Consider the following 13,661-nt stretch of genomic DNA (forward strand, 5'->3'; position numbering starts at 1 on the left):
AGTGGCCTTGGAGACGCAATTGTCTTCAAGGCCACTGGCACTTTTGGTAGTTGTTTAAAGTTCACCGTTAGCTTCGTAGGTGTAAACGACATTTTCTGGATCCTTTTTTGGATCAAAATCGATTTTTAAGTCATACCCTTTAAAGAACCAACGGTCATCTTCGTCAACAAAATAGTTAATGCCATCTTTATTGGTTTTTGTGTACACTTTCTCAGGATCATCATCCCTTGCCAATGCTAACGAAAAGCCATCATGAACCGGCGTTTTTCCGTATACTTTTCCGTAAAAACGAACCCCGTTTCCGTTTCCCAGCCCCATTTCTCGTTGGAACCATTTACTGGCTGAATCCGTAACCTCAATCTTCATTTTGAGTCACACTCCTAATCAAATTCGAAATCGCCACGCTTTTAGTATATCATCGTCATTGAATTTCACAAACCTTTTGAATGGCGTGATTGGGTTACAAAAAAGCTTGAGCAAGGATTATATTGCTCAAGCTTTTTTAACTATTGATTTACTTTGTGAAATGAAAGGTTAACCTACTCAACCTTCAAAATCTTCACTTTCATATTTCCTGCGGGAATTTGAATGACAACTTCTTCATTCAGCTTATGCCCAAGCAATCCTTTGGCAATTGGTGAATCGTTTGAAATCTTGCCAGAAATTGGATCAGCTTCCGCAGCACCAACGATTTGATAAGTTTCAGGCTCTTCATCGGGTAATTCTTTGAAAGTGACATGCTTACCAACTGTCACTTCATCTTTTTCACTGGCATTGGAGTCAATGATTTGAGCATATTGTAGCATATGCTCAATTGTATTAATTCGGCTTTCTAACATGCTCTGTTCGTCTTTAGCAGATTCGTATTCAGAATTTTCGGACAAATCCCCGTAACTCCGGGCAATCTTGATTCGTTCGACCACTTTTGGTCGTTGATTTACTTTCAGGTCTTCCAACTCTGCTTTGAGCTTATCACGGCCCTCTTCAGTCATTGGATATGATTCTTGTTCAGCCATTGGTATTCTCCTTTGATCGATTAAATTGTAGAATCGATATTATTGTTAATTTGTTTGTTACCACGTTTCATTAAAATAGACCGAATCTTCGTTGTCAAGAGATCAATGGCAACTTGGTTCTCGCCACCCTCGGGAACAATGATATCAGCATAGCGCTTAGTTGGTTCAACAAATTGATGATACATTGGTTTAACAGTTGTCAGATACTGGTTAATCACACTATCTAATGATCGACCGCGCTCTTTAGTATCACGTTCAATCCGCCGAATTAATCTGATATCATCATCCGTATCAACAAAGACTTTAATGTCCATTAAATCACGTAATCGCTGATCGTCAAGTAGCAAAATGCCTTCAAGAATAATGACTTCTCGAGGATCTTGGTGAATTGTCTGATCACTTCTGGTAAACAGATTGTAATCATACACGGGCTTTTCAATCGGTTGATAGTGCAATAATTGAGTTAGCTGTTTAACTAATAAGTCATAATCGAATGAATTGGGGTGATCATAATTCACTTGTTTTCTTTGAGCCATCGTCATATTGGATTGGTCGTTATAGTAGGAATCCAACTGCAAAATCATGATTGAATAGTTTGAAAGTTGATCAAAAATCTTTCGGCTAACAGTTGTTTTACCACTACCCGAGCCACCGGTTACGCCGATGACGACCGGTCGTTTATCTGGAGTCGTCATTAAATAATATCCCTTTCAATTACATTACTTGTCTTTCTTACTTGGTGAGTGCTTGGCAATTTGCTCCTGATGCTGAGCATACGTTGTTGAGTAATAAACTTTTTGCGTTTTAGTATTGGCAAAGAAGTATAAGTAATCCTTTGACCGGTCCAATGGATGCAGCACGGCGCTGATGGAACTGATGCTTGGACTATCAAATGGTCCCGGGCCAAAGCCGGCATTCACATAAAGATTATAAGGTGAATCGACTTGTAAATCTTTGGCAGTTAACGTCTTATTGTTTCTGTGAATTGCATACAGAACGGAAATGTCTGACTGAATTGGCATATTAATCCGAATTCGGTTCAGAAATACGCCGACCATCTTTCGCCGATCAGTCTGGTTGACGCCTTCACGCTCAATTAAAGATGCCAAAGTCATAAATTCTTGAAGGGTCATTTTGGATTTCTTGATCTTTGGATAGTATGGCATCAACACTTGGTTAGTTTTGGCAACCATTTGCTCAACTAATGCTTTGAGTGATGTGTTCTTCTTAACCTCATAAGTTGCAGGATACAAATACCCTTCTAAGCGGTAACGAACACCTTGTGACTTCATCGCAGATGCCAGCAACTGAGGATAACGTTTAGCCAACTGGCGAATGAAAGCCTTATCCTTCATCAGTGAAATGAAATCATGTTCTGAGAAATCAGTTGTGGCAGCAACTTGCTTGGCAATTTGATCAATATTCAATCCTTCGCGGACTAATAATTTTCCTTTCGTGCTTTGGATTGGTTGATCAGTTCCACCTTGTTGTAGTCTGACCGCAATTTTTTTCAGACTCATGGCCGGGGTCAGCTGATAATAGCCAGCCCGGAAATTAGCCATATTGTTTGATTTGACATAATAGTCAAAAGCCATGCCACTTTTGACAATTTTATTGTTTTGCAAAATAGACCCAATTTGTTTATTGGATGCCCCAAGCGGGATGTGAACCTGCTTGACGGCGGTATCCTGAGGATTTAACGGTCGTAATGCCTCTTGGAAAAAATGGTAACCCATAAATCCGATTGTAACGGCTAAGATAACAATTAACGTAATGACGGAAATAATGATCCTGCGCCCAAGGCTTCGATTGGGCTTTGGAGTTCGTTGATTTGAGTTATTGCTCATCGGAAGCTCCTCCTTCTACATACATCTTCATTATAAGTTCGAAACTACCTAATTTCCGCATTTAAGTCAGCTGTTAACCGTTTTTTAATCTTTTCAAAGGCTGCATTGACCACTTCGTCTTTAAGCGTTTCACGAGGGTTGACGTAAGTTAATGAGTAGGCCATTGACTTCTTACCGTCAGGAACGTTTTCACCTTCGTAAACATCAAATAAACGAATTGCCGAAAGATAAGCACCGCCACGTTTATTCATAACAGCCACAATTTCATCGTTGGTTGTTTCACTATCAACAATCATTGAAATATCTCGTTTCACTGAAGGATACTTGGCAATTGGTTGATATTGATCGTCATTCTTTGGTAAATCGATTAAGGCCTGCATGTTCAATTCAAAGGCATAAGTTTCTTTGATCTTAAACATTTTGGCGATTTGGGGATGAATTTGACCCACAAAGCCCACATTATGGCCATGGATTGAAATGTTGGCTGTCCTGCCGGGATGCATCTCCGGATATTGATCAGTTGCACTATATGCAATTTCACCTTTAATCCCAAGGTTTACGATAAACTGATTGACCATGCCCTTCATTAAGTAAAAGTCAGCTGGTTTGACGTGATTGTTCCAAGCAGGGTCGGTGAGGTTACCCGTAATGACACCAGCGACATGTTCAACTTCTTCAGGCCTAATTTGGTCAGCAGAATCTTTGTAAAATACCCGACCAGTTTCGTAAAGAGAAACATCGTCTACTTTGTGGGCGTGGTTGTATGCAACGTCATCCAACAAGCCTGATACCAGATTCATTCTTAATGTCGTGTGATCCTGGGTCATGGGCCAAAGCAACTTAGTTGGTTCAGAATCACGCATCAAGAACATCTTGGCTTTGGCATCAGTTGTTAATGAATATGAAATGGCTTGAGTGAGACCAATTCCTTCCAGAATTTGGCGGGAAGCTCGCTGCAGACGTTGTGTAGATGTTAAAACACCAATTGTTTGGCGACCAGTTGGTAACGTAACTGGCAGGTTATCATAGCCATAAATTCTGGCAACTTCCTCAAACAAGTCTGCATCAATATGAATATCCCATCTGCGGGCAGGCACCGTCACAGCCAGTGTATCTCCGTGTTCAACACTCGGAAATTCAAGTCGATCAAAGATGCGCTTGATTTCTTCAAGCTTCAGTGAAGTCCCAAGAACATGATTGGCTCGCTCAGCCGTGATTGAAATAACCGGTAATTCCGGATGGTATTCGCTTGCAGTCACAATTCCCTGGGCGATCTTACCGCCTGCTAACTGTTTAATCATGCTTACGGCTTCGTTTAAAGCATCTTCAACGCCATCTGGATTAATTCCCCTTTCGAATCGTTGTGATGCCTCTGAATGCAATACATGCCTCTGGGCAGTCTTTCGAATGTGGAAAGAATCAAAAATAGCCGATTCAATGACAACATTCTGCGTATCATCATCAATTTGGGTGTTAAAGCCACCCATGACACCTGCTAAGGCAATCGGCTGATCATTATCGGCAATAACCATGTCATCTGGGGATAATTCATGCTCATCTTCATCCAGAGTAACCAGTTTTTCACCCTTTTTAGCATTGCGAACCACAATGTCGCCATCAATTTTATCCTTATCAAATGAATGTAGTGGCTGTCCATACTTCAACAAAATATAATTAGTCACATCAACAACGTTATTTATTGGCCGAATGCCAGCGTTCCATAAGGTAATTTGAAGCCAAGTTGGACTTGGGGCAATTTTAACGCCTTCGACAACCCGCAATTTGTAAGCCTTAGCTAAACCGGAATCTGCGGTGGCCTTGATTTCAGCGTTAGCATCTAACGACTGATCTTCTTCTACACTCGGCTTTTTGATCTCTGGTTTCTGATCGTAGATTGCAGCAAGATCATGAACGGTTCCAATGATGCTTAACATGTCACCACGGTTTGGGGTGACATCCAAGTCAATAATTGGATCGTCCATTCCTAAATAATGATAGATCGGCTCACCAACTGGAACATCATCATCAAATACATAAATTCCGTCCGCCCATTCCTTTGGAACAACATCCTTTGAAAAACCAATTTCATCGAGCGCACAAATCATTCCTTCTGATTCAACGCCCCGCATCTTTGAACGTTTGATCTTGACGTTACCGCCAATGCGAGAATTGGGCAAAGCCACGATGACCTTTTGACCAGCATCCACGTTGGGAGCGCCACAAACAATTTGGAGCGGCTCATCTTCACCCACATCAACTGAACAAATGTGTAAATGGTCGGATTCTGGATGCTTCTTCATCGATAAAATGTGGCCAACCACTAACTTTTTGAGGCCATCTTCTGCAATGGTCACTGAATCAACCTCAACGGCAGTTCGTTCGATCTTTTCAGCTAAGTCCTTGGCAGGCATATTAAGATCTAAGTACTGTTTTAACCAATTATAAGATACTTTCATTATGTTAATTACCCCTCTTACTGAATTGATTTAAGAAGCGGACATCATTCAAATAAAAGTCTCGGATATCGTCCACACCATATTTAAGCATTGCAAATCGATCGGGGCCGACACCAAACGCAAATCCACCGTAAACATCTGAATCTACGCCCGCCATTTTCAAGACATTTGGATGAACCATTCCGGCACCTAAAACTTCGATCCAGCCTGTGTGCTTACAAACGTCACAACCTTTACCCATACAGTTAAAACAGGTGACATCAACTTCAACTGAAGGTTCGGTAAATGGGAAGTAGCTTGGCCGCAACCGGATATCAAACTTATCACCAAAGATATTCTGCGCCATGGTAATCAACGTACCCTTGAGGTCCGCCATTGTGATGTGTTCATCGATAACCAGCCCTTCAACTTGATGAAATTGATGAGAATGGGTTGGATCATCCGTGTCTCGACGATAGACAATCCCAGGAGAGATCATCTTCAAAGGTCCCTTGGAAAAATCATGTTTCTCAAGTGCTCTGGCTTGCATAGGTGAAGTTTGCGTTCGCATTAAGATTTCCTTACTCAAATAAAAGGTATCCTGCATATCTCTTGCAGGATGGTTTTTAGGTAAGTTCATCATTTCAAAGTTATACTTATCCTCTTCAACTTCAGGACCAGTCAAAACTTCATAACCCATTCCCAAAAAGAGATCGACGATTTGGTCAATAATTTGTTGAATCACGTGTGGTTGACCTTGAGCAACCGGCTTGCCAGGCAGCGTCACATCAATTTTTTCAGCGGCCAATTGCTTGTTAAGCTGAATGGTTTCCAGTTGATCACGGTGTTGTGCAACAGCCTCAGTAATCGCATCCCGAATTTTATTTGCATAACTTCCAACTTCCGGGCGTTCTTCTGGCGTCAATTCCTTGATCCCGCGTAACGCAGCGGTAATTGGGCCTTTCTTACCGAGTAGATGAACCCTGATCTCATTTAACGCTTTTAAATCATCGGTCTGACCAATATCAGCCAGTCCTTTTTCTTTAATCTCGGACAATTTATCCCGTAAAGACATAGTATCCCTCCAAAGTTTATTTTTAAGCACAAAAAAAGCCTCGCCCACAAAGGGACGAAGCAACGCGGTACCACCCTAATTTGCCATTCGAACAGAATGACACACTTAATATATCTTTAACGGTGACTACCGGAAATTTTTCGTTATTAAATGATAACTCCCAATTTCAGCTCGAAAAATGAATTCGTGAAACGACTTTACTCTGTTCACACCAACCACAGAGTCTCTGGATAAAGCCATAACCTACTACTTTTTTCTCAAACACATTACGTTAATGAATAATAAGCTAAAATAAAAAAATGGTCAAGCTACTTTTTCAAGCTTGCATACCATTTTTCAGACCAAGAATGAATTGAATGCATAATTGGTGCCAATTCTTCTCCTTGTTCTGTCAACGAATATTCAATTAAGGATGATTCCGGATACTCATGACGGTCAAGAATACCATCTTGTTCCAGTTCTCTTAAACGCTCAACCAGAACGCGATCACTGCACTTTGGAATTTGTCTTGCCAGTTCCCGAAAACGCATGGTACCTTCCTGCAAGAGAACATCAATAATTAGACCATTCCATTTCTTCCCAAGAAACGAAAAAGTCTTTTCAAATTTAGGACAAAGATAATAATGAACTTCATCTTCCAACCCAACGGCTTGTTTCATAATATCCCCCCAATCTAATCAAAAATGGTTACTTGCTGGTTGAAATCCGATGAACACGATTCTTAAAGTCATCATACTTGACCTTAACAGGGCTCATGAATTCATGAACCGCTTCGTAATCATCTACTAAAGAAACTATAACACTTTCTTCATACTTTGGTCTAGCAAGTGTTAACCCCCACATGTGTTTGAGGATAATATCCTTTTCAATTGGAGAAAGCTTGGTGATCTTTTCGGCGTTCCTTAAGGCAACTCGTGGGTGAACAAATGCATGAGAACCAAGGTCAAACTTGGTTGTTCTCCAATCGTAGAAGAACAAATCATGAAGGAGTCCTGCCCGCGCAACTGCCCGATAGTCCAAGCCACGTCTTTTAGCAATCTTATAACTATCAAAAGACACAGCTAAAGAGTGCTCTAACCTGGTTGAATGATGATGTTGTTTGTAATTTGCTAATTTTTTGACAGTATCATTCGCCAACAAATCAGCAACTATTGCGCAATACTCGGAATCATTTTTCCATTCATCCTTTTGCATGTAATTCCCCTTTACCTTTTATTAATTGCTATAATACATGGTATTGTAAGAAAGATCAATTAAATTGTTTTTTATTTAAACAAATGAAAAAGCAAAATTCCGGTTGCAACGGCAACATTTAATGATTCTGCCTCACCCTTCATTGGAATATACAAGTTTTGATCAGTCCAAGATAATATTTCAGGTGAAACCCCATTTCCTTCATTTCCCATGACTAAACCAAATGTTTGGGTTGGCGTCACATTAGCGTAAGAAACAGCCTGATCATTCAATTCAGTTCCGTATGTCGGAATTTGCTGTTTCTTCAATGCCACTAACCAGTCAAGAAGATCACCGCTAAAAAGCTGCATGTGAAATTGACTGCCTTGCATTGCCCGGACAACCTTGGGATTATAAATATCAGCGGTTCCTCGGCCAAAGACAACGCCACTCACACCAGCAGCATCCGCAGTTCGAACCATGGTACCGATGTTACCTGGATCTTGGATATTATCCAATAGCAACCAGGCACCAATTAAATCACTAGGAATCGATTCATGATAATCCTCAGTTTTCAGTACAGCAAAGACTCCTTGGGGGGTTTCGGTTGAAGAAATATGATTGGCAATTTCTGGAGTAATCAAATACACTGGTACTTTAGTATCATCAAACTCTAATTGATCTAAGAAGTCTTCATCAGTCACCATTAGGGCTAAGATTTCTTTTTGATGACGAATTGCTTCACCAACAATATGCCAGCCCTCAATGATGTATTCTCCTGATTTTGTCCGGCCCTTCTTAGCTTGTAACTTTTTCCATTCTTTCACTCTGTTATTTTGATTTGAAGTAATTTTTTCCATAATTTTCTCCTATATTTTCCTATATAATAAAACGAATTTTGGGTGGTGCTAAATATGAACGATCATATGAAATCTGTGAAAATGACTGTATTTGGACGAGTTCAAGGTGTCGGGTTCCGGTGGTCCACAATCCGGCTTGCCCAATCTCTTACCATTTCGGGCTGGGTCAAAAATCAGATTGATGGCTCTGTTGAAGTAGTTGCAACTGGGTCAGAATCTGACCTCAACAAATTTATCAGCCAGATCAAAAAATCACCGACTCCCTATGCAAAAATTAATCACGTCGACGTCAATTATATAACCAATTTTGATTATAAGGGGTTTGATGTGAAATATTAAATTGAAATGTCAGTCATAATCGAGTAACATTACTCTTGTTTATGTACTAAATTAAGAAAGGTCTTACCAAATGAAAAAACTCAAGCACTTATCGACCCTTGGACTTTTAGCCAGTTTGGCTGTTCTATTGAGTGGCTGTGTTCAAACAACCAAATCGGGAAAGCCTTATGGGATCGTCTATGATTATCTAGCTCGACCAGCACAATCGGTCATGGAAGCAATCGCCCAAATTGTCGGCAGTTATGGCTGGGCCATTATCGCTTTGACCGTGATTGTCCGAATGTTCCTGTTACCAATTATGATTCGTCAGCTTAAAGCCTCTACCATCCAGCAAGAAAAAATGCAGTTGATCAGACCACAGATGGCAGAAATCCAGAAGCGGCAAAAGGCGGCTAAGACCCAAGAAGAACAGGCTGCAGTCAGCCAGGCAATGATGGCACTATACAAGAAGAACGGTATTTCAATGACCGGTGGAATTGGTTGTCTGCCACTGTTGATTCAAATGCCCATCTTCTCCGCACTTTACTTTGCGATTCGATACTCACCTGAACTTTCTCACACTGTTTTCATGGGCATTCGACTTGGACAATCCAGTTTACTTTTAGCAATTCTTTCATTCCTATCCTACTTATTACAAGGATATATTGCAATGTTGGGCACTCCGAAGGCTCAAAAGAAGCAAATGGGCATGATGATGTTAATGAGTCCAGTGATGATCTTGTTCTTCACCATGAACGCCCCAGCCGGTCTTGGAATTTACTTCTTTATTGGTGGGTTGTTTGCTTGTTTGCAAACATTGATCATCAATTTGTATCGACCCAGGATTCGCAAGAATATTGCTAAAGAAATGGAAGGCCGCCAAAAGGTCACCGTCGAAGACTTATTACCAAAAGCTGCACCGGAACCTCAGACGCCTTCTGAAGTTCAAACCGAACACAATCGTAATCGTCAACGAAACTCAGGCAAGCAGCGTAACGCTGGGAAACAGCAGACTAGCCAGCATCAACCTCAATCTTCTGTTCCAAAGAGCGATGCATCTAAACCAACCAACAGCAACAAACGTAATGTGGGCAAGCAACGGAATGCCGGCAAACAGCAACGGCATCATAAGTAATCATCCACAAAAACAAAACGAGTAGTTCGTCTGGAAAAGTCGAATTACTCGTTTATTTTATGTTTTTGAATTTGAATCATTTGCTGATTCAGAAGAATCTTTGTCTGTTGGCTGATCGCCTAATTCATCTTCTGTTGGCATATCTGTCATGATTGGTAGATTAATTTGGAATATAGAGCCATAGCCTAAAGAACTCTCGATTGAAATATTTCCATGATAAGCTTCGATTAATCGATGGGCAATTGAAAGTCCTAACCCATTACCGCCCTTATCACGACTGCGAGCCTTATCAACTCGGTAGAACCGATTGAAGACCTTCTGCTTATCTTCCTCGGAAATTCCCTCGCCAAAGTCTTGAACGGCAATATTGACCTTGGACATCGAGGTCGATAATGACAGGTGGACTTCTTTTCGCTTAGTGGAGTACTTAATTGCATTATCAAGTAAAATAACTAAGACCTGTTCAAGGTGGTTCCGATAAATCTTAACGTAAATGCTCTTATCCGTATCATCGTCAAAGGTAAAGGTGAAATCAGGATGAATCATTTTGAAGTCATTGTACACTTGGGCAAAAACTTCATTAACATTGGTAATTTCTTCACCATAGTTGATCTCAATCTGCTCAGCTCTCGACAAATCAAGCATTTCTGTTACTAAGCTCTTCATTCGTTTAGTTTCTTGAAGAGATGCCTTCAGCGACTCAGAGAGCACTTCAGGATCGTCCTTACCCCATCTGAGAAGCATTTCGATGTGGCCCTGAATAACTGCCACCGGTGTCCGCAATTCGTGAGAAACATCTTCAACAAATTGCTGTTGCTGGTCAATATACCGATGGGTCTGATCCAGCATACTGTTTAATAAATCAGCCAGGTCAGCCAGTTCATCATTCGTTTTTAAATCGGGAACCCGAGCGTCAGAATCAGGATCAGTCTTGACTTTATTAATTGTGTCTTGAATTTCATTAATCGGTCGAAGCATTTCAGCCGCAAGTAGATAAGCAAACATCATTGCCACGATGACTGAAATAACGACCAAAATTGCTAAAATGGCAAGCAATTTGCCAGTTGTTCGTCGATAATCACCTAACTTGTCGGTCACCTGGGCATAACCAATTAACGAACCGTTCTTTTTTGACAACAATGGCTCAATTCCGACTAACTCCTTTTTTCCTTGAAAAGTAGTCGTCATGATTTTACGCTTGTCAGCCGAGTGAAAGGTTACCGGATCATTTCGGGATTTAAAGAGCTGCTTTTTATCAGTACCATAAATATTAACGAGAATATTATCACGGGAAAAATTAACAATCAGCGAATCCGAATAGATATTATCAGAATCCGACTGACCATTTGTCGCTGCACTCTCACCCTTTGTGATACTTGGCTGCAAGTAATGGTCGACATCTTTTTTACTCAGTGGTGATTCATAATTAGATAGTCGTGACGAAACGGTCGTTAAGGTATTATCAATGTGAATTTTTTCCTGTTGCAGCAAGACGTTTGTAAATCGATTAAAGAGCACAACGGAAAAAATTAACACGATTGCCAAAACACCAAGAGAAGTGAAAAAAGCCCACTTCCACTTTAACGATCGCCTACCTTTGGTCCCTGTTGATTTGGAAAAACTCATGAACGCATCACGTACCCGGTCCCTCGGACAGTCTGAATGTAACTGTTCTCACCGGGACGATCGATTTTGTTACGTAAGTATCGAATATAAACATCAACAACATTGGTTTCAACTTCGGAGTCGTATCCCCAAACCTTGGTTAGCAGGACATCTCGAGCCAGAACAACGTCAACATTTTCCATTAATGTTAGAAGAAGTTCGTACTCACGCTTGGTTAAATTGATGACTTCATCGCCGCGACGAACAATGCGACTATCCTTTTCGATCGTTAAATCTTTGAAGGTCACTGACTTTTTATTGCTCTTTTGTTGATCGTTCTCTATTTGAATCCGACGAAGCAATGCCCGAATTCTTGCCAATAGTTCTTCAATCGCAAATGGTTTAACAATATAATCATCAGCCCCATGATCGAAGCCAGAAACTCGATCAATGACAGAGTCTCTGGCAGTCATCATGATAATTGGTGTGTTTTTCTTTTCCCGAAGACGACGAGCAACTTCCATTCCGTTTAGTTCAGGTAACATCAGATCCAACAGAATAACGTCAAAATTATCATCCAACGCTGCTTGTAACCCAGTTCGGCCATTTAACTCAACCTGAGTATCATATCCTTCATGCTTTAATTCGAGTTCGACGAAGCGCGCCAAATTCTTTTCGTCCTCAATAATCAAAATTCGACTCATAAATGATCAGCTCTCCTAAGTGTATTAGTTTCTTTATTATATCTATTGAAATATTTTAACATAACTCTCATTTTACCATAATTATGAAACAGATAGTCATTAAGTTTGACCTTTTAGGCTTTTTTTGGTCTTTTTTGGTCTATTCACCTAAAAGGCTTACATTTTCTGGAAATATTTTTCATTTTTTGATTTTTGTGTACTTTTTCACTTGAATATCATTGCTAGCTTGCTTATAATGTACTTGTTTGAAAATATATTACAAAAAGGATGATTAATAGATGAAAGCAGCTGTTGTACGCGATCCAGTTGATGGATATGTTGATATTAAAGATGTAGATTTACGACCAATTCATGAAGGTGAAGCATTAGTTAAGGTTGAATATTGTGGATTATGTCACACGGATCTTCACGTTGCCGCTGGCGACTTTGGTAAGGTTCCCGGCCGAATCATTGGTCACGAAGGCGTCGGAAGAGTTATCCAGGTTGCTGACGACGTTGACAATTTGAAGATTGGTGATCGAGTTTCAATCGCCTGGTTCTACAGAGGTTGTGGTCACTGTGAATATTGTACAACTGGTCGTGAGACTCTTTGCCGCAACGTTCAAAACTCTGGCTACACGGTTGACGGTGCAATGGCTGAACAAGTTATCGTCCCTGCTGACTACGCAGTTAAGGTACCTGAAGGTCTTGACCCAGTTGAAGCAACTTCATTAACGTGTGCTGGTGTTACCATGTATAAGGCTCTTAAAGTCGGTGAAACCCGTCCAGGTCAATGGGTTGAAGTTGTTGGTTGTGGTGGTCTCGGAAACTTAGCCGTTCAATATGCCCACAATGTATTTGGTGCCCACGTTGTCGCCGTTGATGGTAATGAACAAAAACTGGCTGCTGCTAAGGAAAATGGTGCTGATATCACCATTAACCGTCATGATCCAGATGTTGCTGAACAGATCCAAAAGAAGGTTGGCGGGGTTCACAATGCTCAAATTACTGCCGTAACGACTGATGCCTTCACAACTTCAGTTAACGCATTGCGTCCAGATGGTAAATTAGTTGCCGTTGCCCTTCCTAAAGGTGACATGGCTCTTAACATCGATAAGACTGTTCTTGATGGTATTCAAGTTGCCGGCTCATTAGTTGGTACCCGTCAAGACCTCAAAGAAACCTTCCAATTCGGTGCTGAAGGTAAAGTTAAACCAATCGTTCACACTCGTCGTTTAAACGAAGTAAATGACATCATTGACGAAATGAAAGCTAACAAGATTGTTGGCCGGATGGTCGTTGATTTCACTAAATAATGACTGTCTATTGAGAAGATCTTTAGAAAGACGCTAACCAGTTAAAGGTTGGCGCCTTTTTTATATTGTGGGGGCTGCACTAATTCGTAGTTTGCGTCATGGAGCGCTCTAATCCAAATTTTGGTTCTACAATATCTGTTGTTGGTAATAGATTTTATCTATTACTGATGACAGATTTTTTGTTTCTCGTTAGAATAA

14 protein-coding genes and 1 other annotated feature are annotated in these 13,661 nt (G+C 40.7%); of the genes, 3 read left to right on the forward strand and 11 right to left on the reverse strand.

The genetic code is table 11. The features are described from left to right. Positions 1-54: 54 nt before the first annotated feature. The 9 genes from KTE19_RS10600 to KTE19_RS10640 form a co-directional block, all read right to left on the reverse strand. Entirely contained in the window at positions 55-366 is a 312-nt protein-coding gene (locus KTE19_RS10600) for a HesB/YadR/YfhF family protein (protein ID WP_217164064.1), read from the reverse strand. Between the two features lie 173 nt (positions 367-539). Continuing rightward, entirely contained in the window at positions 540-1,016 is a 477-nt protein-coding gene (gene greA, locus KTE19_RS10605; protein WP_217342260.1) for a transcription elongation factor GreA, read from the reverse strand. Between the two features lie 20 nt (positions 1,017-1,036). Continuing rightward, the gene (gene udk, locus KTE19_RS10610) at positions 1,037-1,711 is read right to left on the reverse strand and encodes a uridine kinase (RefSeq protein WP_217164062.1); all 675 of its coding nucleotides are present in this window, start codon (positions 1,709-1,711) and stop codon (positions 1,037-1,039) included. Between the two features lie 24 nt (positions 1,712-1,735). Next, positions 1,736-2,863 carry an endolytic transglycosylase MltG gene (gene mltG / locus KTE19_RS10615; RefSeq protein WP_217164060.1) on the reverse strand — a complete coding sequence of 376 codons (1,128 nt, stop codon included), beginning with the start codon at positions 2,861-2,863 and terminating at the stop codon, positions 1,736-1,738. Positions 2,864-2,907: 44 nt separating this feature from the next. Beyond that, positions 2,908-5,319: a phenylalanine--tRNA ligase subunit beta gene (gene pheT / locus KTE19_RS10620; RefSeq protein WP_217342261.1), complete on the reverse strand. Its 2,412-nt coding sequence runs from the start codon at positions 5,317-5,319 to the stop codon at positions 2,908-2,910. A gap of 4 nt (positions 5,320-5,323) precedes the next feature. Next, positions 5,324-6,373: a phenylalanine--tRNA ligase subunit alpha gene (gene pheS, locus KTE19_RS10625; RefSeq protein ID WP_217164056.1), complete on the reverse strand. Its 1,050-nt coding sequence runs from the start codon at positions 6,371-6,373 to the stop codon at positions 5,324-5,326. Positions 6,374-6,420: 47 nt separating this feature from the next. Continuing rightward, positions 6,421-6,644 (reverse strand) — a binding site (T-box leader). A 37-nt stretch (positions 6,645-6,681) separates the two neighbouring features. Beyond that, positions 6,682-7,032 carry a winged helix-turn-helix transcriptional regulator gene (locus tag KTE19_RS10630; RefSeq protein ID WP_217164054.1) on the reverse strand — a complete coding sequence of 117 codons (351 nt, stop codon included), beginning with the start codon at positions 7,030-7,032 and terminating at the stop codon, positions 6,682-6,684. 28 nt (positions 7,033-7,060) lie between these two features. Beyond that, complete coding sequence (locus KTE19_RS10635; RefSeq protein ID WP_056982650.1) at positions 7,061-7,567, reverse strand: HD domain-containing protein; 507 nt, start codon at positions 7,565-7,567, stop codon at positions 7,061-7,063. Between the two features lie 71 nt (positions 7,568-7,638). Further along, the gene (locus KTE19_RS10640; protein ID WP_217164052.1) at positions 7,639-8,406 is read right to left on the reverse strand and encodes a TrmH family RNA methyltransferase; all 768 of its coding nucleotides are present in this window, start codon (positions 8,404-8,406) and stop codon (positions 7,639-7,641) included. A 54-nt stretch (positions 8,407-8,460) separates the two neighbouring features. Between KTE19_RS10640 and KTE19_RS10645 the strand changes: the two genes are divergently transcribed. Then, positions 8,461-8,745 (forward strand): acylphosphatase, encoded by a 285-nt coding sequence (locus KTE19_RS10645; RefSeq protein WP_430673530.1) that lies wholly within the window; start codon positions 8,461-8,463, stop codon positions 8,743-8,745. A 70-nt stretch (positions 8,746-8,815) separates the two neighbouring features. Beyond that, a complete protein-coding gene (gene yidC, locus KTE19_RS10650) occupies positions 8,816-9,859 on the forward strand; it encodes a membrane protein insertase YidC (protein WP_217164050.1) in 1,044 nt (347 codons plus the stop codon). A 57-nt stretch (positions 9,860-9,916) separates the two neighbouring features. On the opposite strand, the gene KTE19_RS10655 is transcribed toward yidC, so the two are convergent. Further along, positions 9,917-11,485, reverse strand: coding sequence for a HAMP domain-containing sensor histidine kinase (locus KTE19_RS10655; RefSeq protein ID WP_217342262.1), 1,569 nt, complete (start codon positions 11,483-11,485; stop codon positions 9,917-9,919). Next, entirely contained in the window at positions 11,482-12,168 is a 687-nt protein-coding gene (locus KTE19_RS10660) for a response regulator transcription factor (protein ID WP_217342263.1), read from the reverse strand. The genes KTE19_RS10655 and KTE19_RS10660 overlap by 4 nt, the downstream gene beginning before the upstream one ends. Positions 12,169-12,446: 278 nt before the next feature. On the opposite strand from KTE19_RS10660, the gene adhP reads away from it, so the two are divergent. Further along, complete coding sequence (adhP, locus tag KTE19_RS10665) at positions 12,447-13,463, forward strand: alcohol dehydrogenase AdhP (RefSeq protein ID WP_217165372.1); 1,017 nt, start codon at positions 12,447-12,449, stop codon at positions 13,461-13,463. The last annotated feature ends 198 nt before the right edge of the window (positions 13,464-13,661 follow it).

Origin of the sequence: Lentilactobacillus dabitei (assembly GCF_019061365.1) — a bacterium.
GTDB classification, from domain to species: Bacteria; Bacillota; Bacilli; order Lactobacillales; family Lactobacillaceae; genus Lentilactobacillus; species Lentilactobacillus dabitei.

Bases quoted from the DNA above. Each gene is read 5' to 3' on its own strand.
- KTE19_RS10600 (WP_217164064.1), bottom strand. From the start codon at position 366: ATGAAGATTGAGGTTACGGATTCAGCCAGTAAATGGTTCCAACGAGAA.
- greA (WP_217342260.1), bottom strand. From the start codon at position 1,016: ATGGCTGAACAAGAATCATATCCAATGACTGAAGAGGGCCGTGATAAG.
- udk (WP_217164062.1), bottom strand. From the start codon at position 1,711: ATGACGACTCCAGATAAACGACCGGTCGTCATCGGCGTAACCGGTGGC.
- mltG (WP_217164060.1), bottom strand. From the start codon at position 2,863: ATGAGCAATAACTCAAATCAACGAACTCCAAAGCCCAATCGAAGCCTT.
- pheT (WP_217342261.1), bottom strand. From the start codon at position 5,319: ATGAAAGTATCTTATAATTGGTTAAAACAGTACTTAGATCTTAATATG.
- pheS (WP_217164056.1), bottom strand. From the start codon at position 6,373: ATGTCTTTACGGGATAAATTGTCCGAGATTAAAGAAAAAGGACTGGCT.
- KTE19_RS10630 (WP_217164054.1), bottom strand. From the start codon at position 7,032: ATGAAACAAGCCGTTGGGTTGGAAGATGAAGTTCATTATTATCTTTGT.
- KTE19_RS10635 (WP_056982650.1), bottom strand. From the start codon at position 7,567: ATGCAAAAGGATGAATGGAAAAATGATTCCGAGTATTGCGCAATAGTT.
- KTE19_RS10640 (WP_217164052.1), bottom strand. From the start codon at position 8,406: ATGGAAAAAATTACTTCAAATCAAAATAACAGAGTGAAAGAATGGAAA.
- KTE19_RS10645 (WP_430673530.1), top strand. From the start codon at position 8,461: ATGAACGATCATATGAAATCTGTGAAAATGACTGTATTTGGACGAGTT.
- yidC (WP_217164050.1), top strand. From the start codon at position 8,816: ATGAAAAAACTCAAGCACTTATCGACCCTTGGACTTTTAGCCAGTTTG.
- KTE19_RS10655 (WP_217342262.1), bottom strand. From the start codon at position 11,485: ATGAGTTTTTCCAAATCAACAGGGACCAAAGGTAGGCGATCGTTAAAG.
- KTE19_RS10660 (WP_217342263.1), bottom strand. From the start codon at position 12,168: ATGAGTCGAATTTTGATTATTGAGGACGAAAAGAATTTGGCGCGCTTC.
- adhP (WP_217165372.1), top strand. From the start codon at position 12,447: ATGAAAGCAGCTGTTGTACGCGATCCAGTTGATGGATATGTTGATATT.